The sequence below is a fragment of the Nitrosomonas communis genome (genome assembly GCF_001007935.1).
Taxonomy (GTDB): Bacteria; Pseudomonadota; Gammaproteobacteria; order Burkholderiales; family Nitrosomonadaceae; genus Nitrosomonas; species Nitrosomonas communis.
In genome coordinates this window covers 318,565-335,252 of record NZ_CP011451.1, presented here as the reverse complement: position 1 = coordinate 335,252, position 16,688 = coordinate 318,565, and the positions used below count along the sequence as shown (strand labels likewise).

At 42.8% G+C, this 16,688-nt stretch carries 13 protein-coding genes; 12 read left to right on the top strand and 1 reads right to left on the bottom strand.

The features are described 5' to 3' along the window. Window positions 1-1,119 precede the first annotated feature (1,119 nt). Complete coding sequence (locus AAW31_RS01490) at window positions 1,120-3,246, top strand: Agd3-related carbohydrate deacetylase (protein ID WP_046848886.1); 2,127 nt, start codon at window positions 1,120-1,122, stop codon at window positions 3,244-3,246. 57 nt (window positions 3,247-3,303) lie between these two features. Then, on the top strand, window positions 3,304-3,696 hold the full coding sequence (locus AAW31_RS01485; RefSeq protein ID WP_046848885.1) for a hypothetical protein: 393 nt from the start codon (window positions 3,304-3,306) through the stop codon (window positions 3,694-3,696). Window positions 3,697-3,936: 240 nt separating this feature from the next. On the opposite strand, the gene AAW31_RS18585 is transcribed toward AAW31_RS01485, so the two are convergent. Further along, window positions 3,937-5,277, bottom strand: coding sequence for an endo alpha-1,4 polygalactosaminidase (locus AAW31_RS18585; RefSeq protein WP_052751998.1), 1,341 nt, complete (start codon window positions 5,275-5,277; stop codon window positions 3,937-3,939). 907 nt (window positions 5,278-6,184) lie between these two features. Here AAW31_RS18585 and AAW31_RS01475 point away from each other — a divergent pair. The 10 genes from AAW31_RS01475 to tolQ all read left to right on the top strand — a co-directional run bounded on the left by AAW31_RS01475 (window position 6,185) and on the right by tolQ (window position 16,674). Continuing rightward, entirely contained in the window at window positions 6,185-8,311 is a 2,127-nt protein-coding gene (locus AAW31_RS01475) for an Agd3-related carbohydrate deacetylase (protein ID WP_046848884.1), read from the top strand. Between the two features lie 57 nt (window positions 8,312-8,368). Beyond that, the gene (locus AAW31_RS01470) at window positions 8,369-8,782 is read left to right on the top strand and encodes a hypothetical protein (RefSeq protein ID WP_046848883.1); all 414 of its coding nucleotides are present in this window, start codon (window positions 8,369-8,371) and stop codon (window positions 8,780-8,782) included. 147 nt (window positions 8,783-8,929) lie between these two features. After that, the gene (gene glmU / locus AAW31_RS01465) at window positions 8,930-10,303 is read left to right on the top strand and encodes a bifunctional UDP-N-acetylglucosamine diphosphorylase/glucosamine-1-phosphate N-acetyltransferase GlmU (RefSeq protein WP_082110306.1); all 1,374 of its coding nucleotides are present in this window, start codon (window positions 8,930-8,932) and stop codon (window positions 10,301-10,303) included. Between the two features lie 43 nt (window positions 10,304-10,346). Next, window positions 10,347-12,194, top strand: coding sequence for a glutamine--fructose-6-phosphate transaminase (isomerizing) (gene glmS, locus AAW31_RS01460; RefSeq protein ID WP_046848881.1), 1,848 nt, complete (start codon window positions 10,347-10,349; stop codon window positions 12,192-12,194). A 410-nt stretch (window positions 12,195-12,604) separates the two neighbouring features. Beyond that, window positions 12,605-13,330 (top strand): YebC/PmpR family DNA-binding transcriptional regulator, encoded by a 726-nt coding sequence (locus AAW31_RS01455; protein WP_046848880.1) that lies wholly within the window; start codon window positions 12,605-12,607, stop codon window positions 13,328-13,330. Between the two features lie 20 nt (window positions 13,331-13,350). Beyond that, window positions 13,351-13,866 (top strand): crossover junction endodeoxyribonuclease RuvC, encoded by a 516-nt coding sequence (gene ruvC / locus AAW31_RS01450; protein WP_046848879.1) that lies wholly within the window; start codon window positions 13,351-13,353, stop codon window positions 13,864-13,866. Beyond that, complete coding sequence (gene ruvA / locus AAW31_RS01445; protein ID WP_046848878.1) at window positions 13,863-14,447, top strand: Holliday junction branch migration protein RuvA; 585 nt, start codon at window positions 13,863-13,865, stop codon at window positions 14,445-14,447. Before ruvC ends, ruvA begins: the two co-directional genes overlap by 4 nt. Window positions 14,448-14,471: 24 nt before the next feature. Next, window positions 14,472-15,512 (top strand): Holliday junction branch migration DNA helicase RuvB, encoded by a 1,041-nt coding sequence (ruvB, locus tag AAW31_RS01440; RefSeq protein ID WP_046848877.1) that lies wholly within the window; start codon window positions 14,472-14,474, stop codon window positions 15,510-15,512. Window positions 15,513-15,549: 37 nt separating this feature from the next. Further along, entirely contained in the window at window positions 15,550-15,984 is a 435-nt protein-coding gene (gene ybgC / locus AAW31_RS01435) for a tol-pal system-associated acyl-CoA thioesterase (RefSeq protein WP_046848876.1), read from the top strand. Window positions 15,985-15,990: 6 nt separating this feature from the next. Continuing rightward, a complete protein-coding gene (gene tolQ, locus AAW31_RS01430) occupies window positions 15,991-16,674 on the top strand; it encodes a protein TolQ (RefSeq protein WP_046848875.1) in 684 nt (227 codons plus the stop codon). Window positions 16,675-16,688 lie beyond the last annotated feature (14 nt).

Below are 16,688 nucleotides of genomic sequence, written 5' to 3'. Positions count from 1 at the left end.
CAGCAACAAAATGTCCAGCCATTTTGTTACTCAACATATGATTAAAATTCTGGGTAAAGATGGTTTGCTCGTAAACCGATTCGTCTATGTCCAGTCCAACACATACTGGTAAACAAACCCACTGATACAGAAAATTATATTCAATCTGCTCAACTAGTTGATGCCAAGTGCGAATTTTATCTATCATAGCCAAACTCTTAATAACCGTTCTTGTGGTATCGAAAGGTGGTTTTCTTTCGAGTTAATAATACGTGGATTCAAATTCGAAGTGCAACTTCTGAAGGCCGATTTGAATTTTGAATAAGAGATTCTGTCGAAGAATTTTACATTTTGATTAGTCAGTGTATTTAAAAAATCAATATTTTTAACTTTCTAGCATCATTTCTGCATTTATTTTCAGTTTGGCTTTAGCGAGCGTGGGTATTCTTATTCGCTGCTCGACCGATTAGTTCAGCCTGCTCAACTTGGTCGCTCATATTATGAGTATCCCCCTATTACAATATCATTTACACAAAGCATAAGACGCATCTGCTTCTTATACCGATGCATTAAATTTTGATTTTTAGTGCTTTCTTTTTACCTTGTTACTTCAAACTAACTTGGTATCCAGCGGACATCTTTTTGTACCAGATCGATAATATAATTTTCTTTCTTAAGCATGATAAATATATGTCGAAGAATTTTACATTCCATCCCAGTACTATGTTTGTATTCCTTTATAACATTATAATTTGGCATGAATTCTGCATTATATTAAGTGATGTTTATGCCTTTGTGATTTTTGGAGAGAATAAAAAATAATAAAGACTAGATAGATTATAAAAACTTCATAAAATGTTTATGTGGACTGAATTGTAAGTAAGAGAAGTCTACTCACAGAATTTTGTCGAAGAATTTTACACTTCGAGCCGGCGCTATATTTTTCAATATTCCCCTTTGTTTGTAACTACATGATTATTCATTGATTATATAATATGGCATGAATCATGCTCGCTACTTAATATAGTTTATTTTTATGATTTTGGAAGGTGATAATAATTACAGAAACTATATAGCTTGTAAAACTTCATAAGTTAGATTTTTTATGTGAGCAAAGTTGAGAGTGCGAGGAGAATGCTGATGAAAAAGAACTATGAAAAAGGAATTAATCTGCTTGTCTCAGTAGTAATGTGGTTAGCATTATTCATGATACCGCCTGCCTTTGCCGATAATGCTGTCAATTTGAAGGTATTGGTCATTTCAACAGGAGACGAAACCCAGGATCTGGGATTCAGCTACATCAAGCCTGTTCTTGATGAAATAGGCGTGCCCTATGACGTATTCAATGCTACCACACAGGATTTAACTGCCGATATGCTTGCTTCTTTGAATGGCGTAGCCTGCAGCTCCCTGGATGCGGGTTGTGTGGGTAGCTACAACGGCATTATCCTGACCATATCCGACTTGACTCCCAACTTTACACCGGCAGAGTGGGACATTCTGCACAATTACGAAAAGGACTTTAAAGTCCGTGAAGCCGTCTTATCGGGTTGGCCGGCTACCTACTCTGACCCCAATGCGCCGTTCGGCATTTACCTGGATTATGGTCTGGTGTTTTCATCCAGTGGAGCGAGCTATATCGGGCAGTGGTCAGTGCCTGCCACCTACCAAAAAGAAATATTTGAATCGGTAAATCAGGCAAATTTATTGCCGATTACCGATTTTGCCTTCGCCGCCGCCCCGCGAAATGATACTGTGGGTCCACGTGACGGCACTATCCCGAGTGTTATGCCACTGCTGCAGACCACCAATGGAGAAGCGCTGGTATCGATCGTTCAGTACCTGATGCCCAACCAGACAGCACCGGTGCGCGAGGTGATGATCTCGACCATCGCCAATGCTTCATTTCTCATTCATTCAAAAGTACTGGCTTACGAGTTTATCAACTGGGCAACTCAAGGGGTGTTTGTAGGGGCGCGTTACGTTTATATGGCCGCTCATTTGGACGATTTATTCATTGCGAATGAGCTGTGGGATCCCGACCTCAAGGAGTCTAACCCGTTGCAAACTTATCGCTTGACCAGCAGCGATATCAGCAATGCCATAAGCAAGCAGGCTGATTTTCGGGCTGCTCATCCAACGGCTGGCGCTTTCAAACTGGATTTTCCATTCAACGGATCCGGGGCAGTGGTTGATCCGGCCGCAACCCCTCTGGTTGCAAACCTGACGGAAGATCTGGTGGCAGCAGTGATCGCCAACAAAGATGCGTTTCGTTACATCAACCACACTTTTACGCATGCAGACATGGATAAAGCACCCGTGCCGGCGAATGCCCCATGTGATTATGAAACTTTCACTGGCGCAGCACCTATCGAGGCAGAAATTACCAAGAATCGGACGGTGTGGGGACTATTGGCTCTTCCTGAGCAAGCTGAAAACGACCGGGTTCTGCTTACGGGCAATCATTCAGGCCTCAACGATCGCAGGTGCACTGGTGAACCTTTGCTGCATCCGGAAATGGCTAATGTTCAGGATGACGATGTGGCGTTTGATCGAGGTGGCGCCAATCCGCTGTTGCTGCAAGCTGCTGCCAATACCAATGTGCAATATGTGGCTTCCGACGCCTCGCAGCGAGCACAAAACGTTGAGCAGTATATTGCTCAGTATGAGGATGGTAGTGCCACTGATCGTATTATGCTGCCGCGCTGGCCAACCAATGTGTTCGTGAATGTCATTAACCCGGATCAATTGGTGGGTGAATACAACTATATGTTTCACGATCGATTTATCAATGACGGTAAGGATCCTTGCACCATACCAGGGGCGATCTGCACTCCTCGGAATTATATAGAAATTCTCGCTGCTGAAGCCGACAACGCGGTACGACATATGCTGAGCTTTAATAAATGGCCTCATTTTTTCCATCAATCGAATGCGGCCAATTATGCATATGGCAATACGCTGATATTTGACTGGTTAGATGCTGTCTTCATAGCCTACGAGCAATTATTTAATTTACCGGTCTTGAATTTGCCCTATTGGCAGATTGGCGATAAAACAAAAAACAGGCTTGATGCTAAGACTGCGGTTATTCAAGCAAAGTGGGATCGAACTACTAATCAAGTCACTTTATCGGCAGACAAAGCGGTGAATCTAGAGGTCACGGGGATTGCCGGTGGGGATTTATATGGTGGTCAGTTTATCCAGGCAGTTGACGTAACTGCGACACCGGCAGTGTTCACAGTAGATCGCGCGCTGACGCAGTAAGCAATCGTTGCTTCGGTGATTTTATAGAAAAAGGTTAACCGTTAAGAGGATAATCAAATGAAACACTACATCCACTCATTGAGAACTGCCCTTGCTTTGCTGATTGTCACTATGGCTATGATGATAGGTACAGGGTTACCGATATCGGTCCATGCAGCCGAAGAACAAAAACCCGATAATCCCGGTAAATCTGAGGCGGCACCGGGACATAATAAGGATGAATCTGAAGAGCAAATAAATAAAATACGGAAAGAGGAAGAGCATAAATTAAAAAAAGGGAAGGGGATAAGAGAGGGGCGGGAACAGGGAGAGGAAAATTCTTTTTACCCTCAGCAGGCGAAATCACTGGCAGAGCGACTTAGAGAATCGGCAGCTATTGTCGCTCAACAAGGCGGCAATGCCCAACCGCTTCTTGATGCGGCTGCTTATTTTGACAAGGAAGGTCAGTAACCGCTTTTTGTTCAATGAGCAGCTTAAATTTTCATCCCTGAATGATCATTTAATATACTGATAATAAAATATGAAATAAGAGTGAATCATTAATTCGATCAGGAGAAAGGATCAAATAGCACCTGTTTTTCTGGTCGAATTAATTCAAAATATGCTCACCAAGATCTTTGAATTATATCAAACCAATCTGTTTGATACAGATATTCTTCTATATTGGGTTGTGCACATCCTCTGCTTCAACTATCTGCAGGATTTTCTCCAAGCATCCAGAGATAATTTCTTCTTGAGAAAATCAAAATTCATTGCATTTGCGCGCGGACAGAAACTTGAATCTGAAAGATAATATTCAATACCGAACACTGCTTTTCCCGCAGAGATGAATGGTATGAGCATAGTGCATTCGTCATATTGAAAACACTTTTCATTTACAGCAAAGTCAAAATGATTTACAAGATCCTTGATTTGTTCAACATCATTTTTCAAACTTACAGCTAATCCAAGATTATGAGCCGTATTAGCAATAGCGATGTTGTAAGCCAGCTGATCATTATAACTAAGAGGGAATCCCGTATTATTACTGTAACCGTCAACATTGTCAGGATCGACAGCATGACAACCTTTGTCGGCGGCCAACTTCATGCGTGCTTGCATGATGGGAATCAGAATATCTAATTGCCGGATATCTAACCATTTCTCGCCCGCCCAGCTATCAAGCTTTCGACCGAGAATCGATGCTGGAAATGCGTTAGCATCGGGACGCCAGTTTTCATAGCTGCCTGCGCTAAAATAACAAATGATATGCTTACCTTTTGATTGTAATTCCGAGATGACTTTTGCACTGATATCAAACAAGTCAATATTATAAACATCGACATTTAAGGAAGTATCGAGTGTGCCTGTATATTGAATTTGCCATTTTAATCCAGGAACTGGTTGCCAACGGCCTCTCCTGTTTCTAGTAGTTGTCCTTGGCATAGCAGTCGTGCCATCCGTAAACCCTGATATGGCCATGGTAGAATTTGATCCCGAGCTATTTATTTTGAAAGCAAAATAGTCGGGTTGATTTTTATCTACGCTACTTTTTGTTTTATAGCGCAAAGCCTCCTGCTGATTGTTGTCTATAAATTGACCGGCATCTTTTATTGATGAATTGATATCATTGCTCCTTAACCCGTTTTGAGCATTAAAGTTGTCTGCAATAGGTAACCATTTCTCGAAATTATTAAGTAGTTGAAATTCCTGGTGTTCTGTGGATTTTTCTGGACCACGATAATTCGCGTGAAATTTTAATTCCTGAATTGTAGGATTTGGAATGGAGGGCGCATTGAATTGAGAAATTCCTACATATCGCTTGTCAATTGGTTTAAATTCTACATGGCTATTCAAGTTATTGTCTGAACCTTGTTGGTCTTGAACAGTAAGAGCATTGAACGGTGGTGAAGAGGTTGAGCCTATATTGATTGAACGGGATAGGGAAATGAACTCGGTAAAATTGACATTGGCTGTAAGTAGCGCCGAGACCAATAACAGCTGAAGTGATCTTTTTATTTTTTTGGGTAAATAAATTTTAAAAGTGAACAATTTTACTGGTAAATATTTAATGTCTCTGTTTGACTACAAAAAGGTGTAAATTAATTAATATTTTGTTTTATCAATGTTATTTGTATGTATATAAAGTGATAATGCACCGAAATGGAATAATTTATTTAAGCTTTGAATAAAATTCTGTCGGAAAATTTTACATTTTGATTAAGCAGTATATTCAATAAATCGATATTTTTAATTCTCAAGCATTTTTTTGCTTTTTATTTTCAGCTTTCCACATGATTGAGCGACTCATCCTAATTTCTGAATTTCCAAACAGCACAAGAATCATGGAATGATGAAATTTTTAACTATTTATTCGCTAGCTGATGATAGACAAAAGCAGACGGGGAAGCAGAGTTTATACCTGATAAATGAGCATTTTGCGTTTTTTTTAACACTTCAGCGGTAGTATAGATAGTTTTTCCAACAACCTGTCAGTGAGTGCGGACATTTCTATTCACTGCCCGGCGGACGAGCTTAATCTGCTCAACTCGATCGCTCGCATTATGTACGTCCTATTACGGTAACACTTGCACAAACTGCTTGCGCTGCTCACGCCAATGCATTAATACTCGATTCTTGGCTCTTCTTTACCTCACCAATCCAAGCTCACTTAGTCTCCAAAACTCGATCTTTTTGTACGAAATCGAGAGTGTGATTTCTTTCTAAGCGCAGCAAAATTATGTCGCAGGATTTTACACTTCAATTCGGTGTTACGCTTTCTTTTGTCTATAACACGCTGATTATTCTGAATTTATATTGTTTGGCATAGATCATGCTTTGTAATTTAATACAGTTTATGCCCTTGTAATCTTCGAAGGTAATGAAGGGAATAAGAAATTGCAGAAAATAGGTGCTTTAACTTCATGAGATATTTATGTGAGCTGAGAGGAGAGTATTTATGATAAAGAATTGGAGATTAACAGGGGGGCTGCTTGCTACCGTGGCAATGTGGCTAGCATTAATGATAGCGCCGCCTGCCTTTGCCGATAATACGGTCAATTTGAAAGTATTAGTCATTTCAACAGGAGATGAAACCCAGGATCTGGGACTCAGCTACATCAAGCCTGTGCTGGATGAAATAGGCGTGCTCTATGACGTATTGAATGCTAACACCCAGGATTTAACTGCCGATATGCTCGCCTCTTTGAATGGCGTAGCCTGCAACTCCGTAGATGCGGGTTGTGTAGGTAGCTACAACGGCATTATCCTCACAATCTCCGATTTGACTCCCAACTTCACCCCGGCAGAGTGGGACATTCTGCACAATTATGAAAAGGACTTTAAGGTCCGTGAAGCCGTCTTATCGGGTTGGCCCGCCACTTACTTTGACCCCAATGCACCGTTCGGCATCTACCTGGATTATGGTCTGGTGTTTTCATCCAGTGGGGCCAGCTACAATACGCAGTGGTCAGTACCGGCTGCCTATCAAAAAGAGGTACTTGAATCGGTAAACCTGGCCAATCCGTTGCCGATCACCGACTTTGCCTTTGCCGCCACTCCCCGAAATGATGCTGTGGGTCCACGCGACGGCACTATCCCGAGCGTTATGCCACTGCTGCAAACCACCAATGGAGAGGCGCTGTTATCGATCGTACAATACAAGCTGCCCAACCAGACCACACCGTTGCGTGAAGTAATGATCTCGACCATTTCCCATGCTTCGTTTCTCATCCATTCAAAAGTACTGGCCTACGAGTTTATCAACTGGGCGACGCAAGGTGTGTTCGTGGGTGCACGTCGCGTGCATATGGCTGCTCATTTGGATGATTTGTTCTTAGCGAATACACTATATGATCCCAGCCTTAAAGCGGATAATCCGTTGCAAAGCTATCGCTTGAACAGTAGCGATATCAGCAATCTCGTGGAGAAGCAGGCTGCTTTTCGGGCTACTCATCCAACGGCTGGCGCTTTCAAACTGGATTTCCCATTCAATGGATCCGGGGCAGTGATTGATCCGGAAGCACCGGCACCGGTGGCGAACCTGACAGAAGATTTGGTGGCCGCAGTAATCGCCAACAAAGATGCGTTCCGTTACATCAACCACACTTTCACACATGCAGACATGGATAAACCACCCGTGCCAGCGAATGCCCCGTGTGATTATGAAACCTTTACTACCGTGGCGCCTATCCAGGCAGAAATTACCAAGAACCGGACGGTGTGGGGACTGTTGGGGCTGCCTGAGCAAGCGAATAACAACCGGGTCCTGCTAACGGGCAATCACGCTGGGCTGAAAGACCGCAAATGCACCGATGATCCTTTGCTGCACACAAATATGGCCAATGTTCAGGATGACGATGTAGCGTTTGATCAAGGTGGCGCCAATCCGCTATTCCTACGCGCCGCTGCCAATACCAATGTCCAATATATAGCTTCCGACTCCTCGCAGCGAGCACAGAACGTTGAGCAATATATTACTCAGTACGATGATGGCAAATCGACGGATCGCATTATGCTGCCGCGCTGGCCAACCAATGTGTTCGTGAATGTCATTAATCCGGATCAATTGGTTGATGAATACAACTATATGTTTCACGATCGGTTTGTCAATGCCGGCCAAGATCCTTGCTCGATACCCGGGGCAATCTGCACTCCCCGGAGTTATGCAGAAATTCTCGCAGCCGAAGCCGACAATGCGGTACGCCATATGCTGTCCTTTAATAAATGGCCTCATTTTTTTCATCAATCGAATGCAGCCAATTATGCAAATGGCAATACGCTGATATTTGATTGGTTAAACGCTGTCTTTGCAGCCTACGAGCGATTGTTTAAATTGCCAGTCTTGAATTTGCCATATTGGCAAATTGGCGATAAGACAAAACAGAGACTCGACGCGAAGACTGCGATTATTCAGGCGAAATGGAATCGGAGCACCAACCAAGTCGCCTTATCGGCAAACAAAGCTATCACTCTAGAGATGACGGGAATTACCGGTGGCGGAACATATGGCGGTCAATTTGTCCGTGCAGTTAACGTAACTACGACACCAACAGTATTCACGGTTAATCGGGGGCTGACGCAGTAAGCGACTGCTCCTTCGGTAATTTAATAGAAAAAGGTTAACCATTAAGAGGATAATCAAATGAAACATAACATTCACCCGTTGAGAACCGCTCATGTGCTGCTGATTGTCGCCGTGGCTATAGTGACAGGTACAGGAGCGCCAATATCAGCACATGCAGCTGCCGCAGGACAAGAACCCGATAATTCCTGGGAATCTGATGCAGCACCGAGACAAAAAAACTACAAAAAGCATCATGAAGATGAGTTTGAGTACCAGAGAAATAAAATACGGAAAGAGGAAGAGCATAAGTTAAAAAAAGGAAGGGGGATAAGAGATGGGCGGGAACAGGGAGAGAAAAATTCTTTTTACCCTCAGCAAGCGAAATCGCTGGCAGAGCGACTTAGAGAATCGGCAGCCATTGTTGCTCAACAAGGCGGCAATGCCCAACCGCTTCTTGATGCGGCTGCTTATTTTGACAAGGATGCGGAATAATCGCTTTTTTGTTTGATTGATAATTTAAATAGCCCCGGTAAGCCGGGGCAATGTGATAGCCATGCGGGCAGTAGCGGTGACAAAATTGAATTAACTGAAATGAATTTGCAAAAAATGTATTTAAATCATTAAGAGGGATATACAGTCGTGACTGATCTAAACATAGTTATTTTGGCTGCTGGAGTGGGTAAAAGAATGCAATCATCTCAGCCTAAAGTATTACATTTGCTGGCTGGGAAGCCCTTGTTAGGACATGTACTTGATGCTGCCAGAGCACTTTCACCTAAAAAAATCTGCGTAGTTTATGGGCATGGTGGTGAGATGGTGCAAAGTGCGATCAATGATAGTGAAATTAATTGGGTGCCACAGGAAGTTCAGCTAGGCACGGGCCATGCTTTGTTACAGGCTCTGCCTTATCTTGATAATGAGGGGGTAACGCTGGTATTGCTGGGTGATGTCCCTTTAATAAAAGTCGATACATTAGACAGGCTGATCTCAAAGGCAACCGAAAACAATTTTGTTCTGTTGACGGCAGAGCTGGATGCCCCATTTGGCTATGGCAGGATCGTCAAGAATCAAGAAACAGGTGCGATTCAAGCTATTGTCGAGGAAAAGGATGCCAGTGAATTTCAGCTCCAAATCCGGGAAGTTAATACAGGGATTATGGTATTGCCTAATTCATATTTACGTGAGTTTTTGCCTAAGCTGCAAAACAAAAATTCGCAAGGCGAGTATTACCTTACCGATGTTATTGAGATGGCTGTAAAGGCAGGTGTGAGGGTAGATGCTGCCCATCCAGCTCATAGCTGGGAGGTACTGGGAATTAACAGTAAATTGCATTTGGCCGAGCTTGAACGCATTTATCAACGTGATAATGCAAAAAATCTGTTAGAACGGGGTGTTATGATCACGGATCCTACCCGTATTGATGTACGTGGGCAGTTAGTCTGTGGCCGTAACGTTGAAATCGATATTAATTGTATTTTTGAAGGCAATGTGCAACTTGGTGATGACGTCAAAATTGGTGCTCATTGTATTTTACGAAATGTCACTGTCTACCCGGGATCAACAATTTTCCCGTTTAGTTTGATAGAAAACGCAGAGATAGGAAAAAACTGTCATGTAGGGCCCTATTCGCGCATCCGTCCCGGAACCAGGCTTTATGATGAAGCGCATGTTGGTAATTTTGTCGAGATAAAAAATAGCAAAATTGGCATGGGGAGCAAAGCAAATCACCTCAGTTACATAGGTGATGCAGTAATTGGTGCTAAGGTAAATATTGGGGCTGGAACAATCACCTGTAATTACGATGGTGCTCTTAAGCATCAGACTATTATTGAGGATGATGTTTTTGTCGGTTCAGATACGCAACTGGTAGCGCCCGTAAGAATAGCGCGAGGTTCTACTATCGGTGCAGGTTCTACAATTACCCGGGATACTCCTGAAGATCAGTTAACGTTGGCCCGTGCCAGGCAAGTGAGTATTAATGGTTGGAAACGTCCCAAAAAGAACAAAGCATAGTTCATGATTGTATTAAACAAAAATAAGCGTGAGAGGAGACATTATGTGCGGAATAGTGGGAGCCATTGCTAAAAACGACGTAGTACCTGTTTTGTTAGAAGGTTTATCGAAGCTGGAATATCGTGGTTATGATTCGGCAGGGATTGCTATTGCAAACGGAAAATTGCATAGATTACGTACTACCGGGCGCGTGAGTGAATTGAGCAAGCTTGCTCATCTCCAGAAAACACATGGATTCACCGGCATTGCTCATACACGCTGGGCGACCCATGGGGCTCCTAGCGAACGTAATGCACATCCCCATTTGTCAGGAGATGAAAGAAAAATAGCTGTCGTCCATAATGGTATTATTGAAAATCATGAAGCAATACGGAAACGTCTTGAATCTGAAGGATTCAAATTTTCTTCGGATACTGATACCGAAGTAATAGCACATCTTATTTCATTCAATCTCAAGACAACTCATGACCTGCTTGAATCCGTTTGCTCGTCTGTTGCAGAGTTGCAAGGCGCCTATGCGATTGCGGTAGTTGAAGAAACGCGACCTGATCATATTGTGGTTGCGCGGAACGGTGCGCCTCTATTATTGGGTTTGGGAACAGAAGGTAACTATGTTGCATCAGATGCGTCAGCCTTAGTTCAGGTAACGCGAAATATGGTTTATTTAGAGGAAGGAGATGTGGCTGAATTACATCAAGACGGCTACCGCATATTGAGCTGTGTCAAAGGTAAGAAAGGTAAAGAGGTGACTCGTCCTGTCCAAGAAAGTACTCTAACTCGCGATGCAGTAGAATTGGGTCCCTATGCGCACTTCATGCAAAAGGAAATATTCGAGCAACCCGTAGCGGTCGCTAATACATTGGAAATGGTATCAAATGCACAATCCATTTCTCCACAATTATTCGGCAGTAAAGCTGAGAAAATTTTTAGACAGACAAATGGTATTTTGATCCTGGCCTGCGGCACAAGCTATCATGCGGGTCTCGTTGCCAAATATTGGTTGGAGACCATAGCTGGCTTACAATGCAGTGTAGAAATCGCAAGCGAATACCGTTATCGGGATCCAATAGCAGATAAAAATACACTCGTGGTAGGGATTTCTCAATCGGGTGAAACGGCAGATACCCTGGCCGCAATCAGTTATGCTAAATCATTAGGGCATCAGTATAGTTTAGCAATTTGTAATGTTCCTGAAAGTGCATTGATTCGACAGACAGATCTGCGTTTTCTGACACGTGCGGGGCCTGAAATCGGCGTAGCTTCTACCAAGGCATTTACAACGCAATTAGCTGCATTGATGCTGTTGACTGTCACTCTAGCCAAACTTCGTAACAAGTTCTCTCACGAGTGTGAGCAGAAAATGTTGATGGCAATGCGGCGTTTGCCTACTGCTATCCAGCTTGCACTGCAAATTGAGCCGCAAGTGGTTCAATGGGCTGCCAATTTCTTTCAAAAACGCCATGCTTTATTCCTTGGAAGAGGAGTACATTATCCTATTGCTTTAGAAGGTGCGCTCAAACTCAAAGAAATCTCCTATATTCATGCAGAAGCTTATGCGGCTGGTGAGCTTAAACATGGTCCGCTTGCTCTGGTTGATAAGGAAATGCCTGTGATTGCCATTGCACCTAATGATGCATTATTGGAGAAGCTTAAATCCAATTTACAGGAAGTTCGCGCGCGGGGAGGAGAGCTATATGTTTTTGCCGATGCTGATTCCCAAATTCAGGAGAGCGAAGGCGTGCACATTATCCGATTAGCGGAGTATGCTGATATGCTAAGCCCTATTTTACATACTATTCCATTACAATTGCTAGCCTATCATGTCGCTCTGCAGAAAGGTACAGATGTAGACAAACCAAGAAATTTAGCAAAAGCTGTAACAGTCGAATAGCTTAAGTTTGGATTAGGAAGGTTCCTTTTATCTTAAGATAAAAGGAACCGGGAAAGGGAGTAACAGGAAGTGCAATTTTTGATTATCTCTTGTCCAGAACCAAGGGTATTTTCAATAAAGTAAGTATGGAATAGAATCTCTGTACTTACTTTATTATTTTAGTTATTTTAAACATAGATTAGCAGTAATTATTGCCATATTTTGGCAGTATTGAGCAATCATAGTCTTCTGCTGTATTCCCAAACGGCGACACATAAGCTCCGGCCGCTGATACGAAATTCAGAAGTATGTATGATTCTGCTTTTCGAAAATATCTTTTCATGCAAACCAATCCTGTTTAAACCATGATTACTTTATTCATAAAGTATGGGATGATAGGATTGGATACTTTTCATTAAGAAAGGACACTGATGGCAGGTCACAGCAAGTGGGCTAATATTAAACACAAGAAGGCCGCCCAGGATGCCAAGCGTGGTAAGATTTTCACGCGATTAATCAAGGAAATAACCATTGCAGCCCGGTTAGGAGGGGCTGATCCTGGGAGTAACCCTCGCTTACGGCTCGCTATTGATAAGGCATACGAACACAATATGCCTAAAGATAACATCGAGCGTGCTATCAAGCGTGGATATGGGGATCTGGAAGGGGTAAGTTATGAAGAAATTCGCTATGAAGGTTATGGAGTGGGGGGAGCTGCGATTATGGTAGATTGCATGACTGATAATCGGACACGGACTGTTGCCGATGTGCGTCATGCATTCACTAAATATGGTGGTAACCTGGGTACAGATGGTTCAGTTGCATTTCTATTTAAGCATTGTGGTCAATTGCTTTTCGCACCTGGGGCTGATGAAGATCGATTAATAGAAGCAGCATTGGAAGCGGGGGCTGAAGACGTTATCAATAATGAAGATAATAGTATAGAAGTCATTACTGCGCCGTATGAATTTATTGCAGTTAAAGCTGGTTTGGAAAAAGCTGGTTTTAAAGCTGACCTCGCTGAAGTCACTATGAAACCGATAAACGAGACTGTGCTGACAGGGGATGATGCAGTCAGAATGCAAAAACTGTTAGATGCATTAGAAAATATCGATGATGTACAGGAGGTTTATACTACTGCGGTCCTTGTTGAGTAATTGGGAGGGAAGGTGAGGAAATTCGTATTCTCGGTATAGATCCTGGTCTGCATATTACTGGCTTTGGGATAATCGATAAAATTGGCAGCAAATTGGTTTATGTGACCAGCGGTTGTATCAAAACATCTTCAGACAATAAGCTACCACCCCGTTTGAAATTGATTCTTGACGGGCTTAACCACATCATTCTGCGGCATGTTCCCGAACATGCCGCAATAGAACAAGTCTTTGTTAACATTAATCCAAAATCAACTTTATTACTTGGACAAGCACGTGGTGTGGCAATCTGTGCTGCTGTGCTTAATAATCTTGACGTATCTGAATATACGGCATTGCAGATCAAACAAGCAGTAGTGGGTAATGGGCATGCTAAAAAAGAGCAAGTCCAGGAGATGGTTGTAAGATTACTAAGACTGGAAGGAAAGCCCGGTGTCGATGCGTCTGATGCGCTTGCCTGTGCGATTTGTCATGCTCATGGTGGAGTGGGGACACTCGCGGGCATATATAGCCAATTAAAGAACGGAAGAATGTTGTGATAGGAAAAATCACAGGTGCATTGCTTGAAAAACGCCCCCCCTTAGTGGTAGTAGACGTGCAAGGAATTGGCTATGAAATCGATGTGCCGATGAGTACGTTCTACCATCTCCCTGCGATTGGAGAAGCTGTGACCCTTTATACCCAACTTATCGTTAGGGAAGATGCTCATTTATTATTTGGATTTGGTACTGAGGCCGAACGTTCTGTTTTCCGCCAGCTAATGAAAATCTCGGGTGTGGGTGCAAGAACTGCTTTGGCTCTATTGTCCGGATTAAGTGTAGCGGATATACATCATGTAGTATCCACCCAGGATTCTGTACGGCTTACCAGAATTCCAGGAATAGGGAAAAAAACTGCTGAACGTTTACTTTTAGAGTTGCGGGATAAACTTGATTTTGATACAAATCATTTTGATGCTGTAACCGTTTCTGCAAGAAGTGATAGTGACATACTGAATGCGTTGCGCTCGCTAGGCTATAATGACCGGGAAGTGGATTGGGCAGTCAAACAATTACCTAACAATATCACTGTTTCAGATGGCATTAAACAAGCCTTAAAGCTCCTTTCAAAAGAAAAGTAGTGCATTCATTTTCTGGATAGTCAAATGATTGAGACAGATCGAATTATTGCTGCAACATCATTTTCTTCTCAAGAAGAAGTATTAGAGCGAGCCTTACGTCCCAGGCAACTTGAGGAATATGTTGGTCAAGAAAAAATTCGAGAGCAGCTACAAATATTTATCGAGGCAGCACGACGACGGAAGGAGTCTTTAGATCACGTACTATTATTTGGCCCTCCGGGTTTAGGTAAAACGACGTTGGCGCATATTATTGCTAGAGAAATGGGTGTTAACTTGCGCCAAACATCAGGACCAGTATTGGAGAGGCGGGGTGATTTAGCTGCTTTGCTAACCAACCTTGAACCTAATGATGTATTGTTTATCGATGAAATTCACCGGCTCTCGGCGGTAGTGGAGGAGATTCTTTATCCTGCATTGGAAGATTATCAGCTTGATATCATGATTGGGGAAGGCCCAGCTGCTCGCTCAGTTAAAATTGATTTACCACCTTTTACCCTGGTAGGGGCGACAACTCGTGCAGGAATGCTAACCAATCCGCTGAGAGATCGTTTTGGTATTGTGTCACGGTTAGAGTTTTATACCACTGATGAGTTAAGTAAAATCGTAATGCGTTCAGCAGGGTTGCTGTATGTCAAAATCTCTTTTGAGGGGGCAAAGGAGATTGCATGTCGATCGCGTGGTACACCTCGTATTGCGAACCGGTTGTTACGAAGGGTTCGAGATTTTGCTGAAATCAAGGCCGAAGGATATATTACGCAACCCGTGGCAGATGCAGCACTAAAGATGCTTGATGTGGATGCGATAGGGCTTGATGTGTTAGATAGAAAGCTGTTATTGGCCGTTCTGGAAAAATTTGAAGGTGGCCCAGTAGGTATAGATAATCTTGCTGCGGCAATCAATGAAGAGCGTGACACAATTGAAGATGTTTTGGAGCCCTATTTAATTCAGCAAGGATTCTTGAAACGTACACCGCGCGGCCGTATGGCAACAACCATTACTTATCAGCATTTTAATATTATTCCTCCGAAAAATAGTTTAATGGATGAGTTATGGAGTGAATGTTGAAGTGTTAATAAAAAATTTTGTGAACAATAGGTCATAAATGAGCTTCGAGCATCAAACGCAATTTACTTTACCGGATCATATCTTCTCCCATCCAGTGCGCGTTTATTATCAGGACACTGATACAGGAGGAGTCGTTTATCATGCGAGTTATCTTAATTTTATGGAACGCGCCCGTTACGAATGGCTGCGAGAAATGGGATTTTCGGTTGATACATTAATCCGAGCGCACAAAACGGTTTTTATGGTGCGGTCACTTAATATCGAATATTTCAAGCCAGCGCTTCTTGATGATTTGCTGCATGTTACAGTTCAAGTAACAGAGACAGGTAGAAGCCGCATCACATTATTTCAACAAGTCTTGCGAGATCAGGTTATGTTAGTCAGTGCAATCATTCATGTGGTATGTGTCAGTATGGAAAATCTCAAGCCAGTGAGTATTCCCATGCCGCTTCGTCAAAAAATCAAGAAATAAATTATTATGAATACGAATGTAACTCAAGACTTATCGCTTTTTTACCTGGTTGGCAGCGCTAGCTTACCTGTACAACTGGTGATGCTGCTTTTATTGATTGCATCATTGGTATCATGGTGGTTTATTTTTCGTAAGATGTTTGCGATTAGATTAGCTATTAAACAAAGCGACGAGTTTGAGAATACTTTTTGGAGAGGGGTAGATCTTAACGCGCTTTACCACCGCGCAGCAGGTGCGCGTGACATGGCGGGAAGTATGGAGCGTATTTTTGAAGCAGGATTTCGTGAATTTACCAAGCATCAAGCCGGTATGGATATTGGTGCGATAATGGATAGTACCCGGGGTGCAATGCGTGCTGCCTATCAACGTGAAATGGACAGATTGGAATCCCATCTTTCTTTCTTAGCGACTGTGGGATCAGTAAGCCCTTATGTTGGTTTGTTTGGTACGGTCTGGGGTATTATGAATTCATTTCGTGAATTATCCAATTTAACCCAAGCGACCATTGCGCATGTTGCACCAGGTATTGCAGAAGCGCTAATAGCAACGGCAATGGGTTTGTTTGCAGCAATTCCAGCGGTTATTGCCTATAATCGTTATGCAAGTGATACCAGCCAATTAGCCACACGCTATGAGAGTTTTATGGAAGAACTATCTAATGTGTTGCAGCGACGAGCAGCAAAATTATAAGAGGATGATAGCCA

Coding starts and splice junctions, on each gene's coding strand:
- AAW31_RS01470 (WP_046848883.1), top strand. CDS start 8,369: ATGAAACATAACATTCACCCGTTGAGAACCGCTCATGTGCTGCTGATT.
- ruvB (WP_046848877.1), top strand. CDS start 14,472: ATGATTGAGACAGATCGAATTATTGCTGCAACATCATTTTCTTCTCAA.
- AAW31_RS01475 (WP_046848884.1), top strand. CDS start 6,185: ATGATAAAGAATTGGAGATTAACAGGGGGGCTGCTTGCTACCGTGGCA.
- tolQ (WP_046848875.1), top strand. CDS start 15,991: ATGAATACGAATGTAACTCAAGACTTATCGCTTTTTTACCTGGTTGGC.
- AAW31_RS01490 (WP_046848886.1), top strand. CDS start 1,120: ATGAAAAAGAACTATGAAAAAGGAATTAATCTGCTTGTCTCAGTAGTA.
- AAW31_RS01455 (WP_046848880.1), top strand. CDS start 12,605: ATGGCAGGTCACAGCAAGTGGGCTAATATTAAACACAAGAAGGCCGCC.
- glmS (WP_046848881.1), top strand. CDS start 10,347: ATGTGCGGAATAGTGGGAGCCATTGCTAAAAACGACGTAGTACCTGTT.
- ybgC (WP_046848876.1), top strand. CDS start 15,550: ATGAGCTTCGAGCATCAAACGCAATTTACTTTACCGGATCATATCTTC.
- AAW31_RS01485 (WP_046848885.1), top strand. CDS start 3,304: ATGAAACACTACATCCACTCATTGAGAACTGCCCTTGCTTTGCTGATT.